The 24451-nt window shown below is 69.3% G+C and carries 20 protein-coding genes and 1 pseudogene; 9 read left to right on the forward strand and 12 right to left on the reverse strand.

Annotated features, from left to right (window positions below; translation table 11 throughout):
* The coding region (groEL, locus tag MKL11_RS02465) for a chaperonin GroEL (RefSeq protein WP_243939958.1) at positions 1-795 on the reverse strand (795 nt) is incomplete at its 3' end.
* A 90-nt stretch (positions 796-885) separates the two neighbouring features.
* Positions 886-1173, reverse strand: a complete 288-nt coding sequence (groES, locus tag MKL11_RS02470; protein ID WP_007565402.1) for a co-chaperone GroES — start codon at positions 1171-1173, stop codon at positions 886-888.
* A 195-nt stretch (positions 1174-1368) separates the two neighbouring features.
* Between groES and MKL11_RS02475 the strand changes: the two genes are divergently transcribed.
* From MKL11_RS02475 to MKL11_RS02485, 3 genes are all read left to right on the forward strand, one after another.
* Positions 1369-1779 carry a hypothetical protein gene (locus MKL11_RS02475; RefSeq protein ID WP_243939960.1) on the forward strand — a complete coding sequence of 137 codons (411 nt, stop codon included), beginning with the start codon at positions 1369-1371 and terminating at the stop codon, positions 1777-1779.
* A 16-nt stretch (positions 1780-1795) separates the two neighbouring features.
* Complete coding sequence (locus tag MKL11_RS02480; RefSeq protein WP_243939962.1) at positions 1796-2005, forward strand: cold-shock protein; 210 nt, start codon at positions 1796-1798, stop codon at positions 2003-2005.
* 97 nt (positions 2006-2102) lie between these two features.
* Positions 2103-2465: a DUF6481 family protein gene (locus MKL11_RS02485; RefSeq protein WP_243939964.1), complete on the forward strand. Its 363-nt coding sequence runs from the start codon at positions 2103-2105 to the stop codon at positions 2463-2465.
* Positions 2466-2499: 34 nt separating this feature from the next.
* Here MKL11_RS02485 and MKL11_RS02490 read toward each other — a convergent pair.
* From MKL11_RS02490 to MKL11_RS02525, 8 genes and pseudogenes are all read right to left on the reverse strand, one after another.
* Positions 2500-3846 (reverse strand): annotated as a pseudogene (locus tag MKL11_RS02490) (LLM class flavin-dependent oxidoreductase).
* A 19-nt stretch (positions 3847-3865) separates the two neighbouring features.
* Complete coding sequence (locus MKL11_RS02495; RefSeq protein WP_243939966.1) at positions 3866-4399, reverse strand: cupin domain-containing protein; 534 nt, start codon at positions 4397-4399, stop codon at positions 3866-3868.
* A 32-nt stretch (positions 4400-4431) separates the two neighbouring features.
* Positions 4432-5382, reverse strand: a complete 951-nt coding sequence (locus MKL11_RS02500) for an ABC transporter substrate-binding protein (protein WP_243939967.1) — start codon at positions 5380-5382, stop codon at positions 4432-4434.
* Positions 5382-6479 carry an LLM class flavin-dependent oxidoreductase gene (locus MKL11_RS02505; protein WP_243939969.1) on the reverse strand — a complete coding sequence of 366 codons (1098 nt, stop codon included), beginning with the start codon at positions 6477-6479 and terminating at the stop codon, positions 5382-5384. The genes MKL11_RS02500 and MKL11_RS02505 overlap by 1 nt, the downstream gene beginning before the upstream one ends.
* Before the next feature lie 458 nt (positions 6480-6937).
* On the reverse strand, positions 6938-8896 hold the full coding sequence (locus MKL11_RS02510) for a family 2A encapsulin nanocompartment cargo protein cysteine desulfurase (RefSeq protein ID WP_243939971.1): 1959 nt from the start codon (positions 8894-8896) through the stop codon (positions 6938-6940).
* Complete coding sequence (locus MKL11_RS02515; protein ID WP_243939973.1) at positions 8883-10274, reverse strand: family 2B encapsulin nanocompartment shell protein; 1392 nt, start codon at positions 10272-10274, stop codon at positions 8883-8885. Before MKL11_RS02515 ends, MKL11_RS02510 begins: the two co-directional genes overlap by 14 nt.
* A gap of 429 nt (positions 10275-10703) precedes the next feature.
* Positions 10704-11549, reverse strand: a complete 846-nt coding sequence (gene cysE, locus MKL11_RS02520) for a serine O-acetyltransferase (protein WP_243939975.1) — start codon at positions 11547-11549, stop codon at positions 10704-10706.
* A 28-nt stretch (positions 11550-11577) separates the two neighbouring features.
* Positions 11578-11769: a hypothetical protein gene (locus tag MKL11_RS02525; protein ID WP_243939977.1), complete on the reverse strand. Its 192-nt coding sequence runs from the start codon at positions 11767-11769 to the stop codon at positions 11578-11580.
* 323 nt (positions 11770-12092) lie between these two features.
* Between MKL11_RS02525 and MKL11_RS02530 the strand changes: the two genes are divergently transcribed.
* Both MKL11_RS02530 and MKL11_RS02535 read left to right on the forward strand, forming a co-directional pair.
* Positions 12093-12506: a YeeE/YedE family protein gene (locus tag MKL11_RS02530; protein ID WP_243939979.1), complete on the forward strand. Its 414-nt coding sequence runs from the start codon at positions 12093-12095 to the stop codon at positions 12504-12506.
* Positions 12503-12958: a DUF6691 family protein gene (locus MKL11_RS02535; protein WP_243939981.1), complete on the forward strand. Its 456-nt coding sequence runs from the start codon at positions 12503-12505 to the stop codon at positions 12956-12958. The genes MKL11_RS02530 and MKL11_RS02535 overlap by 4 nt, the downstream gene beginning before the upstream one ends.
* Before the next feature lie 190 nt (positions 12959-13148).
* Here the strand turns inward: MKL11_RS02535 and MKL11_RS02540 are convergent, their stop codons facing one another.
* Positions 13149-13643 (reverse strand): hypothetical protein, encoded by a 495-nt coding sequence (locus tag MKL11_RS02540; protein WP_243939983.1) that lies wholly within the window; start codon positions 13641-13643, stop codon positions 13149-13151.
* A 612-nt stretch (positions 13644-14255) separates the two neighbouring features.
* On the opposite strand from MKL11_RS02540, the gene MKL11_RS02550 reads away from it, so the two are divergent.
* The 3 genes from MKL11_RS02550 (at position 14256) to MKL11_RS02560 (ending at position 21212) form a co-directional block, all read left to right on the forward strand.
* A complete protein-coding gene (locus MKL11_RS02550; RefSeq protein WP_279600202.1) occupies positions 14256-18830 on the forward strand; it encodes a S8 family serine peptidase in 4575 nt (1524 codons plus the stop codon).
* A 159-nt stretch (positions 18831-18989) separates the two neighbouring features.
* Positions 18990-19604: a hypothetical protein gene (locus MKL11_RS02555; protein WP_243939986.1), complete on the forward strand. Its 615-nt coding sequence runs from the start codon at positions 18990-18992 to the stop codon at positions 19602-19604.
* Positions 19605-19817: 213 nt separating this feature from the next.
* The gene (locus MKL11_RS02560) at positions 19818-21212 is read left to right on the forward strand and encodes an FAD/NAD(P)-binding protein (RefSeq protein ID WP_243939988.1); all 1395 of its coding nucleotides are present in this window, start codon (positions 19818-19820) and stop codon (positions 21210-21212) included.
* A gap of 33 nt (positions 21213-21245) precedes the next feature.
* On the opposite strand, the gene MKL11_RS02565 is transcribed toward MKL11_RS02560, so the two are convergent.
* The gene (locus MKL11_RS02565; protein WP_243939990.1) at positions 21246-21650 is read right to left on the reverse strand and encodes a helix-turn-helix domain-containing protein; all 405 of its coding nucleotides are present in this window, start codon (positions 21648-21650) and stop codon (positions 21246-21248) included.
* Between the two features lie 456 nt (positions 21651-22106).
* Between MKL11_RS02565 and MKL11_RS02570 the strand changes: the two genes are divergently transcribed.
* A complete protein-coding gene (locus MKL11_RS02570) occupies positions 22107-24443 on the forward strand; it encodes a TonB-dependent siderophore receptor (protein ID WP_243939992.1) in 2337 nt (778 codons plus the stop codon).
* The last annotated feature ends 8 nt before the right edge of the window (positions 24444-24451 follow it).

A 24451-nucleotide genomic window follows, 5' to 3' on the forward strand; every position in this document is an offset into this window, starting at 1 on the left:
GTTCACCACCAGTGTGGCCAGGGCCTCGCCCTCGATGTCCTCGGCGATGATCAGCAGCGGCTTGCCGGTCTGGACCACGGCCTCGAGCACCGGCAGCATCGCCTGCAGCGACGACAGCTTCTTCTCGTGGATCAGGATGTAAGGATCCTCGAGATCGGCGACCATCTTCTCCGCGTTGGTGATGAAGTACGGGGACAGGTAGCCACGATCGAACTGCATGCCCTCGACGACGTCGAGCTCGGTCTCGGCGGTCTTGGCCTCCTCGACGGTGATGACACCCTCGTTGCCGACCTTCTGCATGGCGTGGGCGATCATCTCGCCGATCTCCTTGTCGCCGTTGGCGGAGATCGTGCCGACCTGGGCGATCTCCTCCGAGGAGGCGACCTTGCGGGAACGCTCGCCGATATCCTTCACGACCGCGGCGACCGCGAGGTCGATGCCGCGCTTCAGGTCCATCGGGTTCATGCCGGCGGCGACGTACTTCACGCCCTCGCGGACGATGGAGGCTGCCAGCACGGTAGCCGTGGTGGTGCCGTCACCGGCGATGTCGCTCGACTTCGAGGCGACTTCGCGCACCATCTGGGCGCCCATGTTCTCGAACTTGTCGGCGAGCTCGATCTCCTTGGCGACGGTGACGCCGTCCTTGGTGATGCGCGGGGCGCCGAAACTCTTCTCGATCACGACGTTGCGGCCCTTGGGACCGAGCGTCACCTTCACGGCGCTGGCGAGCAGCTCGACGCCGCGCAGCATCTTCTCACGGGCATCGACGGAAAAACGAACGTCTTTGGCTGACATGGAGAGTCTCTTCTGTTGTCGTTCGGCCCCGAGGCACGCCGGTGCGGGCGCCTCGAAGGGCTTGAGGAGCGTTGGAGCGGGCGGACGCCCTTAGGCGACGACGCCCATGATGTCGGATTCCTTCATGATCAGGAGGTCCTGACCGTCGATCTTGACCTCGGTGCCGGACCACTTGCCGAACAGGACGCGGTCGCCGGGCTTCACTTCGAGGGGATTGATCTTGCCGGCTTCATCGCGCGCGCCGGGCCCAACGGCGACGACCTCGCCCTCCTGCGGCTTCTCCTTGACCGTATCGGGGATGATGATGCCGCCCTTGGTCTTCTCCTCGCCCTCGATGCGGCGGAGCACCACGCGGTCGTGCAGCGGGCGAAACTTCATGTGTGGCATCCTGGTCGTCCCGCCTGGGGCCTCGCGTCGGCATGACGGAGCCCGTGCGGGAAAGACGGCGGCGGACCGAATCGCCCGCGCCGGGTCGACCCCGTCTTAGCACTCAATGGCCAAGAGTGCTAACGCGTCTCACGGTCGATGGGCCGCAGACGGGATTCTTTTCAGCGGTCGCGCCAACGCTTCGACATGAATACGGACTTCGAAAACGGTGGCTGTCCGGGCGCGCCGTCGCACCGAACGGTTTCAATATCTCGGGCTGTAACTCAGAACAGCACCGTGAAAAATCAGCCTTCACCGGTGCTCCGCCCCAAACTTCCGCTCGATGCGTTTCACGATTGTGATTATCTCGCCGATGCGCTACAGATCATAAATCGATCTTTGGCCAGATATTCGGCCGTCTCGCCACAACAGGGCGAGCGCTCTGCATCTCTCCCAGTTTCGACGACCACGGACGGGCGCACGCTCAGGCACGCGCTCGACCTATTCGATCGTCCAGCGTTCGCCGCCCGTGCCATGCACCCGCAGCGGATCCCGGATCTTTGTTACGGCATGATGATCTCGGGCAACCGGCTTCCGGTTCTTCGCATCATGCTCTGAAGCAGTTGGAATATTTATGAGCATCGGCACCGTTAAGTGGTTCAACGAGACCAAGGGCTTCGGCTTCATCCAGCCTGACGATGGCGGCAAGGACGTGTTCGTGCACATCTCGGCGGTCGAGCGCGCCGGCATGCGCAACCTGATCGAGGGGCAGAAGCTCTCCTTCGAGCTGGAAACCGACCGTCGCAGCGGCAAGCAGTCCGCCGGCAGCCTCCAGGCCGCCTGAACCTCGCGCCTCTCTTGAAGATGCGTTTCGAAGCCGTTCCCTATGGAGCGGCTTCTTCTGTTTCCGATACCCGCGCTGCGGCGCGCGAGGAGTGTACGTGGGTCAATTCAAAGAAACGCAGCTTTCCGATCGTCTCGAGGCCGGCGCGAAGGCCAAGGAGGAGCGGCTGGCCCAGTTCCGTGCCCGCCCCGCCGCGGACGATCCGGCCGTCCTCGCCCGCCAGGCCGAGCGCCAGGCCCTGGTCGAGGCCCGCGAGGTGCGGGTGAGCGAGCGGGAAACGGCCCGCGCCGCCGCCGAGGCGATCCGCACGGCGGAAGAGCTTGCCGAGCAGGAGCGCGCCGCGGCTGAGATCGTCCGCCAGGCCGCCGAGAAGATCGAGCGGCAGGCCGCCCTCGCCGCCGAACAGAAGGCTGTGCGCGACGCGCGCTTCGCCGCCCGCAAGGCCAAAGTCAAGCGGTAGGGCCCGCGCTGAGCGCCGCGGACGCGGCTCTCCGTTACGCGCGCCCCGTCGTCTCGGACGGGAAAAACCGGTTCGGCGGGCGCGGCAGGCCGAGATGGTCGCGCAGGGTCGTGCCGGCATAGTCGCGGCGGAACAGGCCGCGCCGCTGCAGTTCCGGCACGAGCCGGTCGACCACGTCGTCGAGCCCTTCGGGCACGAACGGAAACATGACGTTGAAGCCGTCGCAGCCGCGGCCCTCCAGCCATTCCTCCATCCGGTCCGCGACCTGCGCGGGTGTCCCCACGAAATGGAGCCCGGCATAGGCGCCGACCTTGCGGGCGAGGTCGCGCACGGTGGCGCCGGTCCGGCGGGCATAGTCCAGGATCTGTGCCTAGCTGGTCTTGCTGGCGTTGGTCTCGGGAATCTCGGGCAAGGGTGCGTCGAGATCGAAGCCGGAGGCGTCGACCCCGAGCCGCACCGACAGGTTGGCGAGCCCGCTATCGGGATGGACCAGGTCGTCGAGGCGCGCCCGCTTGGCCTGCGCCTCGGCCTCGGTCTCGCCCAGGATCACCAGGGCGCCGGGCAGGATCTTCAGGTGGTCGGGATCGCGCCCCAGCTCCGGCATCCGGCCCTTCACGTCGGAATAGTAGGCCTGCGCGGCCTCCAGGGTGGCGCTCGCGCCGAACACCATCTCGGCGGTGGCGGCCGCGATCTGCTTCCCTGCCTCCGAGGCGCCGGCCTGGACGATCACCGGCCAGCCCTGAACCGGCCGGGCGACGTTGAGCGGGCCCTTCACCTTCAAAAACGCGCCCTGGTGGTCGAGGACGTGCATCTTCTCCGGATCGAAGAACAGGCCGCTCTCCGGATCCATCAGGAAGGCGTCGTCGGCCCAGGAATCCCATAGGCCGGTGACCACGTCGTAGAACTCGCGCGCCCGAGCATAGCGCACGGCGTGGTCGAGATGGGCGTCGCGGCCGAAATTCAGCGCCTCGTCCGGGTTGCCCGAGGTGACGAGGTTCCAGCCGGCCCGGCCCCTCGAGATGTGGTCGAGGGAGGCGAACTTCCGGGCCACATGGTAGGGCTCGTTGTAGGTGGTCGAGGCCGTGGCGATCAGCCCGATCCGCGACGTGAGGGCGGCGAGCGCCGGCAGCAGCGTCAGCGGATCGAACGAGGTCACCGTGGCCGAGCGGCGCAGGGCCGCCACCGGCATGTTCATCACCGCCAGATGGTCGGCCATGAAGAAGGCGTCGAACTTCGCCGCCTCCAGCCGCCGGGCGAAGTGCGTCAGGTGCTCGAAGTTGAAGTTCGCGTCCGGGTAGCCGCCGGGATAGCGCCACCACGCCGTGTGGATCCCCACCGGGCGCATGAACGCGCCCAGATGCAGCTGGCGGTCTCGACTCATGGCTGCGCTCCGCGGGTGCTCACGGGTGCTTGTGGATCGGGTCGACCCAGTGGACGGATTCGGGCCGCTCCACCGGCTCGACATCCGGGATGTTGACCACCACGGCCTCGTTGTCCGAGCGCACCAGCACGCAGTGCAGGGGCTCGTCCGTGGAGGCGTTGATCTCCTGGTGGGGCACGTAAGGCGGCACGAAGATGAAGTCCCCCGGCCCGGCCTCGGCCACGTATTCGAGCCGCTCGCCCCAGCGCATCCGGGCGCGGCCGGAGACCACGTAGATCACGCTCTCCAGGGCGCCGTGATGGTGCACGCCGGTCTTGGCGTCGGGCTGGATCGCCACCGTGCCGGCCCAGATCTTCTGGGCGCCGACCCGGGCGGCGTTGATCGCCGCCTGCCGGAACATGCCCGGAGTCTGCGCGGTGTTGCCGTCGAGCTGGTCGCCCGGGATCACCCGCACGCCGTCGTGCTTCCAGCGCGGCGCCTCGGATGCCCCCTCCCCTGCCCCGGCATCGTGCGTGTGATGATCGTGGGTATGGCCGTCGCCGGTGTCTTGCATCGTCAGGACCTCTGATCCGGGGGATCACCGCATCATTGCACCGCCGCCGGAGCTTCCAACAAGGCTTGGGAAAACCCCGTGTCGAAGATCGCCGCCGCCTGCGGCGCGCGGGCCTTCGGGATCAGGCCGGCGCGGACGTAGAGATCGATGGTGCGCTGCTCGTCGGCGATCACGTCGGCGTCGATCGGCACGGTCCGATAGGAGGCGCGGCCGAACCAGCGCAACGGCACCGCCTCCGGCAGCCCGATCAGCTTCGACCAGACCGCCGCGTAGGGCGCCGGGTCCTTGAGCGCCCAGGCCCGGGCCCGGGCGAGCCGCGCAGCGAAATCGGCGAGCAGGGGCCGCTTGTCCGTCAGGACGCTGTCGCGCGCCACCGCGAAGGTGAGGCCGGGGGTGATGCCGTTGCCGTCGCGGACCACCCGGACCAGGCCGGCGAGTTCCGCCGCGGAGGTATAGGGCTCCCAGGTCGCCCAGGCATCCACGGCCCCGGAGGCGAGGGCGATCTTGGCATCGGCCGGCGGCAGGAAGCTGAACGCGACGCTGTCGAACGGCAACTCCGCCTCCTCCAGGGCCGCCAGCACCACTTGGTGGCCGATGGAGCCGCGGTTGGTGGCGATGCGCTTGCCCTTGAGATCCGCCACGGTCCGGATCGGCGAGTCTTTCGCCACCAGGATCGCCAGCCCGTCCTGCCGGTTGCGGAACGCCATGAACGCCTTCACGGGCGCTCCGGCGGCGGCCGCGAAGGTGAAGGGCGCGTCGCCGACGCCGCCGGCATCGATCGCCCCGGCATTCAGCGCTTCGAGAAGCGGCGCGGCGGCCGGGAACTCGTTCCATTCGAGCCGATAGGGCAGGCCGTCGAGGACGGCCGCCGCCTCCATCAGGGCGCGGGCATTGCCGCGCTGGTCGCCCATCCGCAGCACGTCCTCGGCCCGGGCCGGCCCGGCGGCCAGGAGGGCGAGAACCAAAAGAAGCGCGGCGCGCATCAGGCGGCCTCCGAAGCGCGGCCGCGGGCCGCGAGCGCCGCCTTGAAGGCCGGCAGCAGGTCCCGGCCGTACTGGATGGCGTCCTCCAGCGGATCGAAGCCGCGGATCAGGAAGGTGCGCACCCCCAGGTCGTGATAGTCCAGCAGCGCCTCGGCCACCTGCTCGGGCGTCCCGACCAGGGCCGTGGAATTGCCCGCCGCCCCGGTCTCGGCCGCGATGGCGGTGAACAGCCGCTTGTCGAGGCGCGAGCCCGCGGCCGCCGCCGCCAGCAGCCGGCGCGAGCCCTCGTTCTGCGGCGCGGCCGCCGCGCCGAGGCCCCTGGCCGCCCGCGCAGCGCGGGTCCGGGCCAGGATGTCTTCCGCCCTTGCCCAGGCCCGCTCTTCGGTCTCGGCCAGGATCGGCCGGACCGACAGGCTGAAGCGGGGCTTGCGCCCATGCGGCGCGGCGGCGTCCCGGACGCGCCCGATCAGCTCCCGGACCTGAGCCTGGGTCTCGCCCCACAGGGCGTAGGTGTCGGCGTGGCGGCCCGCCACCGCCAGAGCCGCCGGCGAGGCGCCGCCGAAATAGACCGGGATGGCCTCGACCGGCTTCACCTCGGAGAAGCCCCGCTCCACCCGGTAGAAGGCGCCCGCGTAGTCGAACGGCGCCGCGGCGGTCCAGCTCTGGCGGGCGATGTCTAGGAACTCACCGGTGCGGGCGTAGCGCTCGTCCTTGGTGAGGTGGTCGCCGTCCTGGGCGAGCTCGCGATCGTCGCCGCCGCTGATCACGTGGATCGCGACCCGGCCGCCGGTGAGCTGGTCGAGCGTCGCGAATTGCCGGGCCGCGACGGTCGGCGCCGTGAAGCCGGTGCGGTGGGCGATCATCAGCCCGAGCCGCTCGGTCACAGTGGCGACCTGGGCGGCGAGCAGAAGGGCGTCCGGCGACGTCGAATGGAACGCCACCAGCACCCGGTCGAACCCGCCCCATTCATGCGCCTGGGCCAGGAGCTTCAGGTAATCCCGGTCGATGGACAAACCCTCAGCCGGGTGGATCTCGGAGGTGTGGCGGGGGGCGACGAAGCCGATGAACTCGACGGCCTCCGGGGGTAGCAGACTCATGACAATCTCCGTGTCGGGGCCGGCGCGGCGATGGCCACGGCAGGCCATCGGGGCTGCCGCAAGGTCCGCCAGGAATGCCGCGATGGTCCGCCCCGAGACGCGGAGCGTCAACGAAAGCGTTTTCCGAAATTCTCGGGGATGAAAGAACAAGTCATCGCCGCTACCCACGCAATACGAGAAGACCATGCCCGTCGGGGCCGCGGATCGTAAACGATCTCGCGTTTCACGCTTGAGCGGGCCTCACTGCATGACCCGATCAACCGCAGGTCTGGGCGATCGACGAGTCACGTGGCCCCGACGATGACCATGTCGCGCGCCGGGTGATGCACCGGATCACCATCGCCGGCGAGGCGCTACCCTTGAGGGAAACGCCGCATTCCAAAACACAAAAAAGACCGGTCGGACCTTTCTGGGTCCGGCCGGTCTTCGTCTGGTAAGCTCGTCCGTCGCGGTCCGGCTCAGTGCCGCGGCAGGGTGTGCAGCGCCTTCAGGAACACGTCGACGTCGGACCTGGTGTTGTAGAAGGCGAGCGACGCCCGCACCGAGTGGTCGACCCCGAACCGGCGCAGGGCCGGCAGGGCACAGTGATGGCCCGAGCGCACCGCGATGCCGTGCGCGTCGAGGTGGTGGGCCACCGCCTCGTTCTCCTGCCCCTCGATCACGAAGGACATCACGCTCGCCTTCTCGCGGGCCGTGCCGATCAGGCGCAGGCCCTTCACCTCGGCGAGACCGCCCTGCGCATATTCCAGCAGGTCGTGCTCGTAGGCGGTGATCGCCGGCAACCCGATGCGCTCCAGATAGTCGAGCGCCGCACCGAGGCCGACGGCCCCCGCGATGTCCGGCGTGCCCGCCTCGAACTTCTCCGGGGCGCCCTTGTAGACGGTCCGGGTGAAGGTCACGTCCTCGATCATGTGGCCGCCGCCCTGCCAGGGCGGCATCGCCGCGAGCAGGTGCGTCTTGCCGTAGAGCGCCCCGATTCCCGTCGGCCCGAACACCTTGTGGCCGGAGAAGACCAGGAAGTCGGCGTCGAGGGCCTGCACGTCGAGCGGCATGTGCGGCGAGGATTGCGCCGCATCGACCAGCACCGGCACCCCGTAGGCATGGGCCAGCGCGATGATCTCCCGCACCGGGTTCACGGTGCCGAGCGCGTTCGCCACATGGGTGATCGAGACGATCTTCGTGCGGCCCGAGAGCAGCGCCGCGTATTGCTCGAAGATGATCTCGCCCCGGTCGTTGACCGGGATTACCCGGAGCGTCGCCCCGGTCGCCTGGGCCAGGATCTGCCACGGCACGATGTTGGCGTGGTGCTCGATGGTCGAGACGATGATCTCGTCGCCCGCGCCGATATTGGCCCGGCCGTAGGAATTGGCGACGAGGTTGATCGCTTCCGTGGTGCCCCGCAGGAAGACGATGTCGTCCTTCGAGGGCGCGTTGAGGAAGCGGCGCACCGCCTCGCGGCCGCCCTCGAACAGGTCCGTGGAGCGCGCCGCCAGGGTGTGGGCGGCCCGATGGATGTTCGAGTTGTGCCGCCCGTAGAACTCCGAGGTCGCGTCGATCACGGCCTGCGGCTTGTGGGTGGTGGCGGCGTTGTCGAGCCAGACCAGCTTGTGGCCGTTGACGCTCTGGTGCAGGGCCGGAAAATCCCGGCGGACATGCTCCACGTCGAACGGTGCCGCCGCCGGGCTCGACCCCTGGGCGCTGAGCCGCGGGGCGGGACCCGGATAGCGGGCGGGCTCGACCCGGGGGTTCGCCGGCGCCTTGCGGGCCGGGCCGGGGCCGGCGTTCAGGAAGTAATAGTCGGAGACCGGCAACTCGGGCGCCCGGGACAGGGGCCCGGTGCGCGTGAAGCTCTCCTGGGCGACGTCGCCGTCCGGCCGCGACGGGTCGGCCGGCACCAGCTGCGGCGCGAGCGCGTGCGCGAAGGCGTGGGGATGATCCCCGGCGACCTGGCGTTGCAGGTCGGGACCACCCGGGAACGCGAAGTCCGGCAGGACCGGGCGCGGGCTCGCCGGATGGACCGGCGGGATCGCGGCAACGTCGAAGAAGGCCGGGCCCGCGGGGGCGAGGTTCGGCAATGTCGGGCCGCTGAGGCCCGGCACGCCGAGGGCGGGCCCGCCGAACGAGCGAGCCGCCAGCGCCGAGGCGTCCGGCTGCAGGCCGGAGGGTTGCCCCCCGGCCGGCACCGAGGGGATCCCCGTCGCCGCGCTCGGGAACGGGGCGCCGCCCGGTCCCTGAGGCAGGCCTTCGAGGGCCTGCGGGACCTGGGGTCCCGCGGGCAGCGTCGGGGCGAGGGGCTGGCTCGCGGCCTGCCCCTGCTGGTAGATCTCACGGGCGAGGCGCCCGACGAGATCGCTATGGGCGAGCTCGGCCGGGCTCGCTTCCGGTCGACCGAAGGCCAGTCCCTCAGGCATAGTCATGGTAGTTGCCGAGGAGGACGTTATCGAGGCGGGCGATCGCGTCCTCGACCAGCACGGCGGCCGAGAAGTAGCGGGTCACCAGGTGCGAGGCGATCGAGTGGTCGTTGGTGCCCATGTAGCGCACCGACAGGCCGGGCTCGATCTCGCCGGTGACGCCGGACTTCTGCAGGCCGACCACGCCCTGCTCGCCCTCGCCGACGCGCAGCAGCAGGATCGAGGTCGTCTCGGCCCCGGTGACCGGATCGATGTCGATCGGCAGCTTGTCGCTCGGCACCAGCGGGACGCCGCGCCAGGTGATGAACGGCGCGCCGAACAGGTGGACGACGACCGGCGGCACGCCGCGGCGGGTGGCCTCACGGCCGAAGGCCGCGATGGCGCGCGGATGCGCGACGAAGAAGGCCGGCTTCTTCCAGACCAGGGTCAGCAGCTCGTCGAGATCGTCCGGGGTGGGCGGGCCGCCGCGGGTGGGGATGCGCTGGCGCGGGCCGACCTCGCCCAGCAGGCCGAACTGCGAGTTGTTGAGAAGCTCCCATTCCTCGCGCTCCTTCACCGCATCGACGGTGAGGCGGATCTGCTCGCGGAGCTGGTCGATCTCGTTCGAGTAGAGGTCGGTGACGCGGGTATGGGTGTTGAGGATCGTCTGGATCGTCGAGAGGTGATACTCGCGCGGATGCAGTTCGAAGTCGACGAAGGTGGTCGGCAGGCGCGGCTCGCCGGTATGGACCGCCAGCAGCTCGATGCCCTGCTCGCCGTGGGAGCTGGTATGGCCCTTCAGCCGCTCCTGCTCGTCCCGGTACTGGGCGATCTTGGCGCGGATCTCGTCGTTCTCGAGGGCGTCCGGATCGAGGGTCAGGAGGGTGACCGCCGAGAGCGCCTTGACGGCCGGGGCGGGCGCGCCGGCGACGAGGAGATCACCGGCGCCGAAATAGTCGCCGCGCGTCGCCAGGCCCTGGCGCAGGCGGTTCTTGTACGGGCCCGAGAAGGTCAGCTCGACCGTGCCGTCCGCCACGATGGTGAGGCTGCGGTTGCCGGCGCCCTCCTCGTGGATGATCTTGCCGGCCTTGTGCCTGCTCTCGGTGAAGCGCTCGGCGATCTTGGCCAGCTCGGCATCCCCCAGGCGGCTGAACAGCGGCACCGCCCGCAGCGAGGCGGGACGGATCGCGCGATCCTTGTTCTCGGTGACGAGGTCGACGCGGCCGGGGCGGGCCAGGACGACGGCGCGCCGGTTGACGCGGTAGACGCCGCCCGCGACGTCCACGAAGGGCAGGAGCCGAAGGAGCCAGCGCGGCGTGTTGGCCGCGTTCTGGACCGACGTGACGGTGGCTGTCGCAAGATTGCGTGCCGCCGTGGCGCTCACGCTCAGACCCGGTCCACTCATCGTGTGTCCTCTTTCTTCTCGATAGCAGGCGCGCCGCATCGGCCCGCGACTCGGCGGGCCGCCACGCAGCAATGCGGGCCGGGCGCAAGGTTAGATGGATGCCGGCAAGACCGAATGGCCGCGCCGTTCTGAACAGGATCCGCTTAGTCGGGCAGCCGCATAGTCATCGTCCGGCGCGACATTATCGCGACGCTGTGCTGACCGCCGCTGCGATCCAGCAAAGCCAAGGTAAGGCCTGATTCTGCGTGCGGTCAACGAAAGGTTTTTTCTTATTTAATTCCATTTGGTGGAAAGCATCGCTTCAAAAAACCGTTCTCTTAGAAATAAACTGGCGCTGCATCCCGTGATGGGAGAACGGCATTCTCTATGAGCCGCCAATCGTCCTGGATTGGCGTCAGACTCTACAGAGAAAAGTTTTCCTGGCTTGGGCTAGATCCCGTCCCCGAAGCCGAAGGACTGGTCCATGCTCCGCGCCGGTTGTTCCTCGTCCGCGGCGAGGCGCGACACCACCCGGGCCGGCACGCCTGCCACGGTGGTGTGGGGCGGCACGTCGTGGAGCACGACGGCGGCGGCGGCGACCTTGGCCCCCTCGCCGATTCGGATATTGCCGAGCACCTTGGCCCCGACGCTCAGCAGCACCCCGCGCTCGACCTTCGGGTGGCGGTCGCCGCTCTCCTTGCCGTTGCCGCCGAGCGTCACCGACTGGAGGATCGACACGTCGTCGGCGACCACCGCGGTCTCGCCGATGACGACCCCGGTGGCGTGGTCGATGAACACCCCGGAGCCGATCCGGGCGGCCGGGTGGATGTCGCAGCCGAACACCTCCGAGATGCGGCTCTGGACATGCAGGCTCAGCGTCGCCCGGCCCTGGTGCCAGAGCCAGTGGGAGACCCGGTAGGCTTCCAGCGCGGCCAGGCCCTTGTAGAACAGGAACGGGTCGAGGTAGCGGCGGCAGGTCGGGTCGCGCTCGCGGATGGCGATCAGGTCGCGGGCCGCGTTCGCCCCGGCATGCGGATCGGCCTCGAAGGCGGAGAGGCAGAGGTCGCGCATCGACAGCCGCGCGAGGTCGCCATCGCCGAGGCGATGGGCGAGGCGGTACGCGAAGGCCTGGGCGAGGCTGCGCTGGTCCAGGATCGTCGCCTGGACGATCCCGGCATAGAGCGGCTCCTCGACCAGGACGGCCTCGGCCTCAGCGCGGAGCTCGGCCCACAGGTCGCCCTCGACGGTGCCGCGGTTGGTGGCGCGCGGCGACGGGATCGCGGCCGAGGCGGTCACGTCTCACGGACCTTGATCGTGGGCGTCATCAATGCACCAGCTGGAACAGGTCGGCGAGGTAGCGTTCCAGCGTCTCGTGCCCCTCGAACTTCACGTCGATCGTGGCCGAATGGCCGTGCTGCTGGTGGATGCCGACGATCCGCCCCCTGGCGTGGCGCCAGATCCCCAGGATCTCCGCGAGGTCGAGCCGTTGGAACACCACCTGATCACCCTGCGCCATCGTCGCTGAACCTTTCGCGCTGCCGTCCCTGCGAGAGCCGATCGTGCCGGCCTGATTCCGGTGTCCGAAGGCGGCCCCGTGAGCCACCGGCTCGTCCCAGGAAAGCCCTTCCGTTTGCTCGGCACCGGAGGAGAAGGTTTCGTTCGCGGAGTGCTCCAGAAAGAGCATGATCTTCAATAAGACACTGTATTTACTTGATAATTACCGGTTCAACGGCGTTTGGCAAGGCTTGTTCGCCGAGGTCCCCGGCGCTAACCCAATGGCCGGGGGCCGCCGGAGCGGCCTTTCGAGTCGCGATACGAGACCACGACACGGGACCTCGCATGAGCACCTTTCTTCCGCCGCTCGCGGGCGGCCTGCTGATCGGCCTGTCCGCCGCGATGCTCCTGCTGCTGAACGGCCGGATCGCCGGGATGAGCGGCCTGGTCGCCGGGCTTGGCCGGCCGAGAAGCACGCGCTGGCTCGCCGATGCCGCCTTCCTGATCGGGCTGATCCTCGGTCCGCCGGCCTTCGCGCTGCTGGCGGGGCACTGGCCGGCGATGCGGATCACTGCCAGCCTGCCGGTCCTGGCGCTCGCCGGCCTGCTGGTCGGGTTCGGCACCCGGCTCGGATCCGGCTGCACCTCCGGGCACGGCGTGTGCGGGCTCGCCCGGCTGTCGCCGCGCTCGATCGCGGCGGTGCTGGTCTTCCTCGCCACCGGCATGCTGACCGTGGCCGCAATCCGGGTGCTCGCATGAGCGCGGCCCTGCGCAGCCTGGCGGCCCTGGCCGCGGGCCTCCCCTTCGGGCTCGGCCTGGCGCTCTCGGGCATGCTCGACCCGGCCCGGGTCCGCGGCTTCCTCGACGTGGCCGGCGCCTGGGATCCCAGCCTGGTCTTCGTCCTCGGGGGCGCCGTCACGGTCTCGGGGCTTGGCTACGCCTTGAGCCGGCGCCTCCCGGCCCCGGTGCTGGAAACCCGGTTCGACCTGCCGACCCGGCGCCGGGTCGACGCGCCCCTGCTTCTCGGCGCCGCCCTGTTCGGGATCGGCTGGGGTCTCTCGGGCTTCTGCCCCGGCCCCGCAGTGGCGGCTTTGTCCACGGGGGCGATCCCGGTCCTGGTCTTCGTCGCCGCGATGCTGATCGGCATGGCGCTCCATGGCCTGCTGCGACGCTCTGGCGGATCCGAGCTCGGCGTCGGGCGCCGAGCCTGACCGGGGCGGCCCCGTTCGGGACCATGCGTTCCGGACACCGTGTCGGCCGTCTCAATGAGTCGGCTCGCGCCGCGCCCTGGGATGGGCGCTCCAGGCCCCGCCCCGGGCGAGGCTTATGACCGCCCGACGCGGCCGCGCTTCGCGAGAGGCGCTGCCGCGTCGGGGGCCAGGCCGACGCCGCGCTCACAGTTCAGCCATCGCCTTCGGGAATGCTCTGTGATCGCGAAGGCGGCCGGCGGGGCCTCGCGCCGGTCCAGGCGGTCGCCGCAGGCCACGGCGTCGGCGACGAAGTGTGGACCAGGCGCCGGAACGGGTCGCCGTCACGGCCATGCAGGGCGTCCGGGCGGCGGCCCTGCTTTTCCGGCGGGACGCGGGGGATCGGCACGCTCGCGGCATCGACGGCGCCCGCGACGCTGCACTGGACCTCGGTGACCGACCCGGCGGCGTGGTCCGTCTCGACCAGGCCGTGGCCGCGCCGGCAGAACTGCAGCAGGATGTGATCGATCCCCTGCTGGCGGATCATCTCCGGCGACCGTTCGAAGATATGCGCCGGCGCGAAGCCGACCGCGAAGATCGGCGCCAAGTGCGCCTGCCAGGTCCGGCCCCGCGCACTTGGATCGTCAGGCGGTTCGAAGTGCAGGCAGGCGATGCCGGTCGGTATCCGCCGCGATACCTTCGCCAGCACCGGCGGCGATTCCGTTTTCTGACTCTTCAGAAGACATCGACGCAACCAAAGTCTCGTTTTTCGTCCCGTCGCGAGGATGATGGCGTCTCAACGCACGAGTTGCGCAGCATCGATACCGCGTCCGCCCGGAGCATATCCGGACCGTTCCATGCGGTCACTCGTTTCGTCTTAGGCTGGGGAACGACCCACCGCAGCACACGGCGGATAATACAGGCGGCAGATATCACACTCAGTCTAAAATCATCACTGCAAGTTGTTATGACATAGATCGCGCCCAACTATCCTTAACGCATGTTGATGTTTTCCGATCACAGCCGAATAGAATCGATATTTTTAGCCTGTGAAAGATTTGACTCGACTTAATGTGGAGATAAAACCGGTCGCGCCGATAAAATATGCTTTGTTTTACCTCTATACATTGCGAGCGTACAAATGAACTTTGTGCAAAAGCCATCAGTTTTGGCTGGCGATTTCAAACTTGGGCGGGCACGTTCGTTCTCTTTCACGCACCGAAAGGGGTCTTCGCGTCACAGACTCATGCTCGGCTGCTCACTCGCCGTGTTGGCGACGGCGATGGGGCCGGCCACCGCGCAGAGCACCCCGACGCGACGGTTGCCCTTCACCCTCGGTCTGACCGCGTCGGATTTCGACACGCCCGAGTACCGGGCCGATTGGGGCCTCGCCCGGATCAATGCCGCGACGGCCTACGCCCGCGGCTTCACCGGCGCTGGGGTGCTGGTGGCGGTCTACGATACCGGCATCGATCGAACCCACCCGGAATTTGCCGCGCGCATCTCTCGGGCCTCGCGAAATTTCTTCTCAGCCTCCGATACCACCTTCCCTCCCGACTTCGTCACGGATGAGCAGGGCCACGGCACGCACGTATCGGGCACGATCGGTGCGGCCCGTAACGGCGTCGGAACAATGGGTGTCGCCTACGACAGCACGATCCTGACCCTCTACGCGCTGCCCCCCGCTTACGCGTGGGATACGTTCTCCGATTTTCGGGTCGACGGTCCCGCGGCGATCGACCACGCGACAAGACAAAGCGCAAGAATCTTCAACGGCAGCTATGGGCCGACACTGCCGAAGCTATACATTGAGGACGATCAAGGAAATTGGATCAAAAATCCAGATTATGTAGCATTACAGTTTCAGGAATATGGATTCAGTCGGACGAAATCCCAATACGACGCGCTCAAACGCGCCGCCGATAGCGGCATGCTGCTCGTCTTCGCGGCCGGCAACGATCGCATCGATCAGCCTGTCATCTCCGTGAACCCGAGCGGGGCGGCATTCTACCCGTACATACGGCCCGATCACGCCAACAGCGGCGTCTACCAGTTCTACGACAATGCAGGTCGACCGATCGACCAGCGCAAGATCGACTTCTCCGGTGTCGCCGGCTCGATCGTTTCCGTCGTCGCGACCGACCGCAACAACAAGATCGCGTCGTTCAGCAACTGGTGCGGCGTCACCGCCGCCTGGTGCATCGCAGCGCCCGGGGTCAACATCCTGTCGACCGCACCTGGCGGACGTTACCAATTGATGAGCGGCACCTCGATGGCGACGCCGCACGTGTCCGGTGCGGCCGCGGTACTGATGCAGGCGTTCCCGTTCCTGACGGCGCCGCAGATCGCCCAGACGATGTTCACCACCGCCACCCATCTTGGTGCCGGGCCCAGCAACGCGCCGAATGCCGTGTTCGGCTGGGGTCTGCTCAACCTCGGCAAGGCGATCGACGGGCCGGGCCAGTTCACCTCCACCTGGACGGTCAACACCACCTCCAAGGGCCAAGCCTATTACGGCCGTTTCGCCAACGACATCTCCGGCATTGGCGGCCTGGTGAAGACCGGCGCCGGCATCCTGGATCTCACCGGCACCAACAGCTACGCGGGCGGCACCGCCATCAACGGCGGCGTCCTCGGCGTGCTGGCCGACCGCAACCTCGGCGCGGCGAGTGGCGGGCTCAGCTTCGGCGGCGGCACCCTCGAAGTCCTGGCCGACGGCTTCGCTACGGCCCGGCCGGTGGCGCTCAACGGCACCGGCACGCTTCAGATCGATACCGGGACCGCGCGTTTCGCGGGCAAGATAACGGACGGGACCAGGACAGCGGGCGCGTTCATCAAGACCGGGCCCGGCACCGCCAGCCTGTCGGCGGCCAATACCTATACGGGGCCGACCGGTGTGGCGGCGGGCACGCTGGCGCTGACGGCGACCGGCCGCCTCGTCTCGCCGATCACCGTCGGAACAGCCGGGAGCTTCGTGAATGCCGGCACCGCCTCCGGCAGCCTGACCAATGCCGGCTCCACCACCAACACCGGCACTATCGGTGGCCGGGTGACCAATGCCGGCTTCCTGACCACGCGAGGCGCCCTGTCGAGCGGGCTGGCGAATGCCGGCTACACGGTCAACACCGGAACCATCGCCGGCGGGGTGACCAATACCGGCATCCTGGCAACCAGCGGCAGCGTCTCCGGTGGCCTCACCAATGCCGGTTACACGGCCAACACCGGTGCGATCGCCGGGCGGGTCACCAATGCGGGACTCCTGACGACCAGCGGGACTCTCTCCGGCGGACTGGCGAATTCCGGCTCCGCGGCCAATGCCGGCACGATCGCCGGCGGGGTGACCAATACCGGCACCCTGGCGACAAGCGGCAGCGTCTCGGGCGGCCTCGCGAACTTTGGGTACACGGCCAACACCGGGACGATCGGCGGCGGCGTGGCCAATGCCGGAACCCTGGTCACCAGCGGTACGCTCTCGGGCGGCTTGGCCAATGCCGGCTCTACGGCCAATCGCGGGACCATCGCCGGCGGCGTGGCCAATGCCGGCACCCTGACCACCAGCGGCACGCTCTCCGGCGGCGTGACCAACACCGGGACCCTGGTCGCCAGCGCCGGCCGGGTCGACGGCGCGATCCGGAACGCGGCCGGCACCTTCACGGTCACCGGGACGGTGGCCGGCGACAACGCCTTCACCAACGCCGCCGGCGCCACCCTGGCGGTGGCGGGCGGTGGCGCCTACGGCCTGGCCGGCGCGCTCAGCAATGCCGGCACGGTCGCGGTGTCGGCGAGCGCGAGCCTCTCGGCCGCCGAGATCGGCAATGCCGGCCTGCTGGTCAGCGATGGCACCCTGAACGGGCCCGTGTCGAACACCGGCACCGCCCGCCTGTCCGGTCAGCTCAACGGCGCTCTGAGCAACACCGGCTCGCTGCGCTTCACCGGCCCGATCGCCGGGATCACCGCGCTCGCCACCACCGGCCCGCTCGACCTCGGCGGCGGCGCGTTCAGCATCGCGAACCTGTCCGGCTCGGCCGGGGCCGTGCTCGGCAACGGCCGGCTCACGGTCGGCAGCGTCGGCTCGTCGACCTATGCCGGCACCATCGTGGACGGCGGCAGCGTCACGACGCTGACCAAGATCGGCACCGGCACGTTGAACCTCACCGGCTCCGGCCGCTTCTCCGGCCCGACCACGATCCAGGCGGGTACGCTGTCGCTCAACGGTTTCTGGACCTCCCCGGTCACGGTGGCGCAAGCCGGGACCCTGCGCGGCACCGGCACGGTCGCCGCCCCGGTCGTCGTGGCCGGCGCCTTACGGCCCGGCAACTCGCCCGGTACCCTGACGGTGGCGGGTCCGGTCAGCTTCGCCCCCGGCAGCGTCTTCGGGCTCGACATCGACGAAACCGGCACCGGCGCTGGAGCGGGCAACTATGCCCGCCTGCTGGCGATCGGCCCGAGCGGCGCGGTGGCGGCCAACGGCACCCTGGTGCCGAGCTTGCGCGGCATCACCGGCAACGCCGGCAACGGCTTCACCCCCGGGCTCGGCCAGCGCTTCTCGGTGCTGGTGGCGCAGGCGGGTCTCGGCGGCTCGTTCAGCGGGCTGACCCAGCCGGCAGCCGGCTTGGCCGCAGCCACGCGCTTCGACGCGCTCTACGGTGCCACCGGCCTCGACCTGGTGGTGACGCCCTCCGCCTACGGCAACCTCGCCCCCCTGGGCCTGGCCCAGACCGGTAATGCCCGGGCGGTGGGCGCGGCCCTCGACCTGGCCCGGCCGTATGCCGGGACGCGGCCCGATGCGGTGCGGGCGCGGGTGTTCGATCCGCTCTACGCGGCAGCCCCCGCCACCCTGGCGGGCGGCCTCGCGAGCCTGTCGGGCCAGAGCTACGGCGACGCCTTGGTCGCCGACTTGACGGCGCGCCGGCTGGTCACCGCCACGATCGACCGGCACCTGACCCTGGGCGGCGGCAGCGCGAGCTTCAGCGCCGGCGGCGCCGGCCTCGGGCCGAACCGCACCGCGCTCGACCTACGCGGCGGGGCCGGAGCCCCCGACCAGCCCCTGGCGATTGGCGAGGGCCGGATCTGGGCGGACGCGCTCTACGGTTTCGGCAGCCGCGGCGGCGATCGCACCGCCGGCGGGTCCGATCTCGATGCCGGCGGCCTGCTGCTTGGGGTCGACCGCCAGGTCGGGCGCGACACGCTGGTGGGCGGCGCGTTCAGCTACCTGCGCGAGACCGGCACCTCCCGGAACGGCGGGACGGGCATCGGGCTCGGGACGTTCAGCGCCGACAGCTATGGCGGCACGCTCTATGGCAGCACCCGGCTGGGCTCCGTGGTGCTGCGCGGCACCGCCGGCGGTGCTTACGCTGACGGGCGGGTCAACCGGACGGTGACCCTGGGCTCGGCTCTGGTGCGGGCCGGGGGCTCGCCCGGCGGGGCCGATTTCGGCCTGTCCGGATTTGCCGGCTATGCGATTGGCACCGGCCTGCCGGTGGAACTCGTGCCGGAACTGGGCTTCAGCTACGACCGGCTGAGCCGGGGCCGCGTGGCCGAGCGCGGCGGCGTGGCCGCGCAGGCCTTCACCACGGCGGCGCTCGAGGGCGCGCGGATTCTGGCGGGCGGCCGGCTCGCCAGCCTGGCGCTGGATGAGACCGCCGGGCTGCGCCTCGACGCGCGAGCGTACTGGGCGCACGAACTGGCGGACGCCGCCGCGTCGGTGCACTCCAGCCTGTTCGGGTCGCCGTTTACGACCCGCACGAGCGCCCTGGCGCGGGACGGGGCGGTGCTGGGCGTGAGCCTGTCCGGTCCGGTGGCGGAGGGTGTTTCCGTCTCGGCGAGCTATTCCGGCGAGGTCCGCCCCGGCGCCAACGCCCAGGTGTTCTCGGCCGGATTGCAGGCGGCGTGGTGAAGCCATCCCTGGCTGCGGCTCCCTTACGGGTGGCCGCAGCCGGAACGTTTGGATCTGATCCGCGGGGATTGGCCGGGGCGCGTGCCGAGGGGCGGCGTCTTCGGTCGGCCCGCGGTTGGGGTGGTCTGACTGGCTTAGCCCGCCTTCAGCGTCGTTGCCTTGAAACGCTTCGCGCCATGGCGCGACAGGCGGTCGGACAAGCCGTGCCGCTCCAGTTCGACCCACAGCGCCCGACGGCATTGGCTACGCGATGTTGCCGTCATCGGGACGCATGCCTGGGCCGAGCATGATGACTTTCCGCCCGGCGTTTCGGATTTAACCACGACGCAGGCCGCCGGCGTGTATTGCCGGTTAATATACAACTTTCGATTGCATTCCGTCATCCGATCGAGAACCATCGGCGGCATGCAATCGAAAGGGGCCACCATGTGGGAGATCGAGAGACGTCAATTCGGACGGTCGGGATGCGCGATGCGCCGCGAGACGATAACCGCGGCGGCGGCCATCGGATTCCTCGCCGGCGGGGGTGCCCGGATGGTGACCGGCCTCGGTGATGTGCCGCACGTTCTTCTCGGAGCGGTTTCCTTATCGCTCGGGGCGATCGCGGCGGCGGTGCTAGCGGGTCTCATTGTGAACCTGATCGCCCTGCCGGCGCTGAGCTGGATGCTGCCCGGGCGCAGGCTACAGGCACGCGCCTATCAGATGGCGGGAGCGCTGTCCGGGCTCGCGGCCTTCGCGGGCGCCTTCGTCCAGTTCACGCCCGCAGCGACTTAACGGCCCGGGCAAGCGAACGAGCCGGTCGGTCAAGGAAACCGCGGATAACGAATCGGCACGGGCGGCCGATGTTTCCCGTGAAACATCGGCCCGCGCCCCGTCATCCCGGATCTGCCGGCCCCGCTCGGCGCGCCAGCCAGCCCATACCCCCGTCGGGGTTGCGCGCACGCCGCATGCCTGATCGAAGGTTCCACGAACCTTCGGGGACCGTCCGTGATCGCGACATCGACGCCAAGCCCTCTGCGCCTCGCGATCGTCGGCGGCGGTTTCACCGGCGCGGTGCTCGCCATCCACGCGGTGCGGGCATCGACGGGGCCCCTCGACATCGTCGTGCTGGAGCCCCGCGCCGAGCTTGGGCGTGGGGTCGCCTACAGCACTCGCGACCGCAGCCACCGGATCAACGTCCCGAGCGACCGCCTCGACATCGCCGCCGGCGAGGCGGGGGCCGCCACCGCCTGGCTTCACGCACACGGCATCCTGCCCGATCCCGAGAGCCAGGACGAAACCGGCGCCTATGTGCCGCGCGCCGATTACGGCGCCTATATCGGCGACGTCCTGGCCCGGACCCTCGCGGTGGCGGCAGACCGGGTGCGCCTGCGCCATCTGCGCACATCCGCCATCGCTGTGCGGGAAGCGGACGGGGCGTGGGCCGTCGTCACCCGTTCGGGGGAGCGCGTCGTGGCCGACCGCGTCGCGCTGTGCTTCGGCCATGCGGTGCCCGCCCTGCCCTGCCGGCTCGGTCCGGGCGTCGCGGACGCTCCGCGGTTCGTGGCCGATCCCTGGGCGCCCGACGCGCTTGCGGGGATCGACCCGGAGGCCTCCGTGCTGGTGGTCGGCACCGGGCTGACCATGGCGGATGTGGTGACGAGCCTCGGCGCCCAGGGCCATCGCGGGCTGGTCACCGCCATATCGAGACGGGGCCTCCTCCCGAAGGCCCATGGAATCTTCAGGATGGATCTCGACGTGGTCGGCGCGCATCCGCCTGCCACGGCCCTGGACCTGCTCCGGCTGGTCCGGCGGCAGATCGCGGCGGTCGATCCGGCCCTGGGCTGGCACCCAGTGGTCGATTCCCTGCGTACCGCCCTGCCCGATCTCTGGGGGAACCTGCCGATTGCTGAGAAACGGCGCGTCGTCCGCCGCCTGCTGCCGTTCTGGGAGGTCCATCGCTTCCGCATCGCGCCGCAGATCGAGGCGGCGCTGAACCGCGCCCGGGCGGAGGGGCGCCTCGCGGTGGAGCGGGCTTCCATCACCGGCCTGGATCTCGGTGCTGACGGGCGGCTGGAGGCGGAGTTGCGCCGCGGCCGCGGCAAGACCGAGCGGCGCCGGTTCGACGCGGTGGTGCTGTGCACCGGGCCGGAGCGCGATGTCGCGCGCAACCCGCTGGTCGCCGCCCTGCTGGCCGCCGGGACGGCCAGCCTCGACGCGGTCGGGCTCGGGCTTGCCGTGGATCGCCGCAGCCGCGTGCGCGATGCCTCGGGCCACCCCCGGCCCGGCCTCTACGCCTTCGGGCCGATGACGCGCGGCAGCTTCGGCGAGATGACCGGCGCCCCCGACATCGCACAGCACCTCGAGAGGACAGTGGGCGGCCTGCTCGCCGGTGAGACGTGAGGGTTGATCACCGGGCCGCCGGCGGGAATCCAGTCAGGCTTCGGTGCGGGCGTTCCGGAGCGCGGCGGCGGCCTTCACGATCGACAGGACGCCGCTGCGCGTCGTCTGGTCCGAGATGGACCGGAACGCCACGATGAGGTCCATGATCTCGGGATCGTCGAAATAGGTCTGGACGGACGCGGCGCCGGCATCAACCGATGTCTTGTCGGCGAAAAACGTCTCGACCGGAACCTTCAGCTGGTCCGCGATCATCTGCAGGCGGCTGGCGCCGACGCGGTTGCGGCCCTTCTCGTATTTCTGAACCTGCTGGAAACTCACGCCGATCGCGTGACCAAGCGTCGTCTGGCTCAAGCCCTGCGCAGCCCGGAGCGCCGCGATGCGGCTCCCGATCGCGCGGTCGGCGTCTGTCGCCAGCTTCGGTTTGGTCACGGTCGTCATATCGGAACGGTCTTTCACGGCGTGCAGGCGAGGTCGGCTACAATCTACAGGCGGCTTAACTGCATCGTGCACGATTGAGTTTCACACCGCGATGCAACCCCCGCTTGTGCAACGCGCATATCTTGGCCGTATCGGTGCGCCGATGTCACCGCGTCACGGCGTCGTCGGGCGGGACGGGCGCACGGAGCTGATCCGCAAATACCGTCCCGGGTTACCCGTAGCACAGCAGGGCGGCTCCGGGCGCGGCGTTCCCGGCACCGGGGATGGGTTTTAAACCCGAGGATCGGCTGACTTTGGCCAGCATGATTTGGAATTGATCCAAGTTATATTAAAATTCTTCTATAACATAGCGGTTGCTTCGATCAGTACTCTGGTGGCAACACGATCACGGCAACGTGAGGCCGAAGTTTTCGTAGAGAGCGCAGGCGTTTTCGTGCTCGTGCTAGAGGCATCCTGATGAACCGGTCCCGGGCTGAAGCGACCTGGAACGCAGTCGAACGGTCGCTGGCCGGATCTCTGTATCTCGCGTTGCTCTCGACGACTTGCGTGGTCGTGGCGCCCGACCCCGTTCGGGCGCAGACCGCGACCGACATCGAGCTGTCCGAACTGAGCGTGACCGGCGAAGGACGCGGCCGGACCCTCAACGGCGACCTGTACGGCGCCGGCGGGCCGGCCGGCCCGGTTCCGGGCTACGTCGCCAGCCGCAGCACGGTCGGCACGAAGACCGACACGCCGATCCTGGAGACGGCGCAATCCGTGTCGGTGATCAGGCGCCAGCAGATCGAGGACCAGAACGCGCTGACGGTCACCCAGGCCCTGCGCTACACCCCGAGCGTCACCACCGAGCAGCGCGGCGGCGCCGGCGCGACGCGGCTGGAGCAATTCTACATCCGCGGTTTCGTCGCGCCGCTGTTCCTCGATGGGCTGGCCCTGCCCACCAACCGCGACGCCTTCCCGTCGGTCGATGCCTATCGGCTGGAGCGGATCGACATCATCAAGGGGCCGGCCTCGGTCCTGTACGGGCAATCCGGGCCCGGCGGTATCGTCAACCTCGTCTCGAAGGTCCCGCAATTCGTCCGCCACGGCGAGGTCTTCGTCCAGGGCGGCGGCTTCAACGAGGTGCGCAGCGGCTTCGACGTCGGCGGGCCGATCGCCTCCGACATCCCGGGCCTGGCCGACCAGTTCGCCTACCGGGTGGTAGGGCTGGGCTGGAACGGCGACGCGCAGGCGGTGACCACCCGGGTGGAGCGGGCCTTCATCAACCCGGGCCTCACCTGGCGGCCCTCCACCGACACGTCGCTGACGATCATCGGCAACTACCAGCGCGATCCATTCTCGGGCTTCTACGGCGGCTTTCCGGCGGTCGGCACGGTCTTCGCCCGGAACTTCGGCGGCGGGCGGATCGGCCGCCTGCCGGTGGATTTCTACGACGGCGACCGCAATTTCGAGCGCTCGGACCGGACACAGGGCTCGGTCGCGTACCTGTTCGATCATCGCGTCACCGACTGGTTGCGGTTCCACGCGGCCGGCCGCTACCTGCGCACGGAAGGCGATTACCGCAGCGTCTACAGCGCCTTCGCGGATGCCAACGGCCCGTTCGCCAGCGGGCCGCTGCTCGGCCGCGCCCGGATCGCAACCCGGGTCGATATCGACGCCTACACGATCGACAACAATGCCGTGGCCGATTTCGACACCGGCCCCGTGGCGCACACCGCCCTGCTCGGGGTCGACCACCGGACCTTCCGGACCTGGAGCCTCGCCACGCCGTTCCCGAGCGCGCCCGACCTCAACGTGCTGGCGCCGAACTACGCCATGAATATCCCGACCCCGGACTTCACGTCAGCCGCCAAGATCACCTCGGCGCAGACGGGGGTGTATTTTCAGGATCAGATGAAGCTCGGCGGCCTCGTCCTCACCCTGGGCGGACGCTACGACGTGGCGCGGCAATCCGGGCCGACCCGGACGCTGGCCACCGGCGCGGTCGCCTACCAGGACGTGCCCTCCGACGCTTTCACGGGCCGGGCCAGCCTGCTCTACCTGTTCGAGAACGGCGTCGCCCCGTACGTCTCCTACAGCCAAGCGTTCGAGCCGATCACCAGCGGGCGCCTCTTCGACCCGGCCTTGGGTTCCATCGGGCGCATCCCGGACCCGATCTCGAGCGACCAGTACGAGGCCGGGATCAAGGTCCAGCCGCCGGGCACGGATATCCTGCTCACGGCCGCGGCCTTCGACATCCGCCGGTCGAATTCGCTGACGCCGGACCGGGCCAATACCGGCTTCAACCTGCAGAGCGGCGAGGTCGGGGTTCGGGGCGTCGAGTTCGAGGCCCGGGCGACCGTGGCCGAGGGGCTCAGCCTGATCGGCGGCTTCTCGCTGCTCGACGCGCGCAACACGCGGGACACGAGCACGACCCAGAACGACCTGACCCGGCAACAGGTCCCGCTCCTGGGCCGCCGCCCGGTCCAGATCCCCGACACGACCGCCTCGCTGTTCATCGATTACCGCTTCACCGGCGGCCCGCTCCTGGGGCTCGGAATCGGCGGCGGCGTGCGTTATCTCGGCGCGTCCTGGGGCGACCCGGCCAACACGTTCCACACGCCGTCGAGCCTGCTCGTCGACGCCGTGGCCTCGTACGACATGAGGCATCTCGACCCGCGCCTGAGTGGTCTCAGCGCGCAGCTCAACATCCAGAATTTGCTCGACGAGCGCACCGTCACCGGCTGCTTCAGCTATTCGAGCTGCTTCTACGGCCTGCCGCGCACGGTCTACGCCACCCTGCGCTACCGCTGGTGAGATCCCCC

Origin of the sequence: Methylobacterium sp. J-077 (assembly GCF_022829365.1) — a bacterium.
Lineage (GTDB): Bacteria > Pseudomonadota > Alphaproteobacteria > Rhizobiales > Beijerinckiaceae > Methylobacterium.

Bases quoted from the DNA above. Each gene is read 5' to 3' on its own strand.
- MKL11_RS02535 (WP_243939981.1), top strand. From the start codon at position 12,503: ATGAGCGCGGCCCTGCGCAGCCTGGCGGCCCTGGCCGCGGGCCTCCCC.
- MKL11_RS02500 (WP_243939967.1), bottom strand. From the start codon at position 5,382: ATGCGCGCCGCGCTTCTTTTGGTTCTCGCCCTCCTGGCCGCCGGGCCG.
- MKL11_RS02530 (WP_243939979.1), top strand. From the start codon at position 12,093: ATGAGCACCTTTCTTCCGCCGCTCGCGGGCGGCCTGCTGATCGGCCTG.
- MKL11_RS02525 (WP_243939977.1), bottom strand. From the start codon at position 11,769: ATGGCGCAGGGTGATCAGGTGGTGTTCCAACGGCTCGACCTCGCGGAG.
- MKL11_RS02570 (WP_243939992.1), top strand. From the start codon at position 22,107: ATGAACCGGTCCCGGGCTGAAGCGACCTGGAACGCAGTCGAACGGTCG.
- MKL11_RS02480 (WP_243939962.1), top strand. From the start codon at position 1,796: ATGAGCATCGGCACCGTTAAGTGGTTCAACGAGACCAAGGGCTTCGGC.
- MKL11_RS02510 (WP_243939971.1), bottom strand. From the start codon at position 8,896: ATGACTATGCCTGAGGGACTGGCCTTCGGTCGACCGGAAGCGAGCCCG.
- MKL11_RS02565 (WP_243939990.1), bottom strand. From the start codon at position 21,650: ATGACGACCGTGACCAAACCGAAGCTGGCGACAGACGCCGACCGCGCG.
- MKL11_RS02495 (WP_243939966.1), bottom strand. From the start codon at position 4,399: ATGCAAGACACCGGCGACGGCCATACCCACGATCATCACACGCACGAT.
- groES (WP_007565402.1), bottom strand. From the start codon at position 1,173: ATGAAGTTTCGCCCGCTGCACGACCGCGTGGTGCTCCGCCGCATCGAG.
- MKL11_RS02475 (WP_243939960.1), top strand. From the start codon at position 1,369: ATGAATACGGACTTCGAAAACGGTGGCTGTCCGGGCGCGCCGTCGCAC.
- MKL11_RS02515 (WP_243939973.1), bottom strand. From the start codon at position 10,274: ATGAGTGGACCGGGTCTGAGCGTGAGCGCCACGGCGGCACGCAATCTT.
- MKL11_RS02505 (WP_243939969.1), bottom strand. From the start codon at position 6,479: ATGAGTCTGCTACCCCCGGAGGCCGTCGAGTTCATCGGCTTCGTCGCC.